At 69.1% G+C, this 1,038-nt stretch carries 1 protein-coding gene; it reads right to left on the bottom strand.

What is annotated here, in order from left to right; translation table 11 throughout:
• The coding region (locus ACH4J0_RS43355; RefSeq protein WP_396246679.1) for an integrase core domain-containing protein at positions 1 to 958 on the bottom strand (958 nt) is incomplete at its 3' end.
• Positions 959 to 1,038 lie beyond the last annotated feature (80 nt).

Here is a 1,038-nt window from a genome sequence, read left to right as displayed (position 1 = left end):
GGTGAGGCCGGTGCCGGTTGTAGTGGTTCTGGTAGTCGGCAAGGACCTGTCGGGCGTGGGCCTCGTTCATGATCAGAACGTGGTCGAGAGCCTCGCGTCGGACGGTTCCGATCACTCGCTCGCAGTGGGCGTTCATCCGCGGGGCCTGCGGGGCACTGAGTAGCACGTCCATCTCCTCGGCCTTGAAGACGGCGTCGAAGGAGTCGGTGTACTTGGTATCGCGGTCGCGGAGCACGAAGCGCAGGGAATCGAGGCGGGTGCCGAGGTCGGCGGCGAGGTTGCGGGCCTGCTGGGTCGCCCACCGAGCGGTGGGGTGTGCGGTCACGCCGGTGATATGCAGCCTGCGGGTGCCGTGTTCGAGGAACACCAGCGCGTACAGTCGCCTGCCGGTGACCGTGTCCACATGGAAGAAGTCCGCGGCGATGATCCCCTCAGCCTGGGCGGTGAGGAAGTCGCGCCAGCTGGGACCGGTGCGGCGCGGAGCCGGATCGATGCCGGCCGCGTGCAGGATCTGCCACACCGTCGAAGACGCGATCGGATGCCCCAGCCCGACCAGCTCGCCCTGGATCCTGCGATGCCCCCACCGCGGGTTCTCCCGCGCCAGGCGCAGGACCAGCCTCTTGAGTGCGGCCGCGGTGGGCGGTCGCCCGGTGCGCCGGCGTTGAGCGGAGTAGTCCCACTTCCTGGCGATCAGCCTGCGGTGCCAGGCCAGCAGCGTTCCCGGCGTGACCGGGAAGACGTCCGTCCAGCGGTAGCGCGGTATCAGCGACGACAGTGCGGCCAGCCAGAACCGGTCCGTGGGCTCGTAGCGCACCGGCCCGCCGAGCTGTCGCCGCAGCACCGCGTTCTCGTGCCGCAGCACCAGCAGTTCTGCGTCCTTGGCGGAGTCCCGGCGCAACAGCACCGCCGGTACGGACAGCAGCGCACGGGTGGCTCGGTAGAGCAGAGACACGATCATCCGCGCAGCATCCCAGTCACCACCGACCAGCCCTGGACACGGCCTTCCACCTGCAGCGATGACTTTACGAGCCCCACAGG

It is taken from the genome of Kitasatospora sp. NPDC017646 (assembly GCF_044329365.1).
Classification (GTDB): Bacteria; Actinomycetota; Actinomycetes; order Streptomycetales; family Streptomycetaceae; genus Kitasatospora.
The sequence above is the reverse complement of the archived record's forward strand: the minus strand, read 5'-3'. Positions and strand labels throughout refer to the sequence as shown.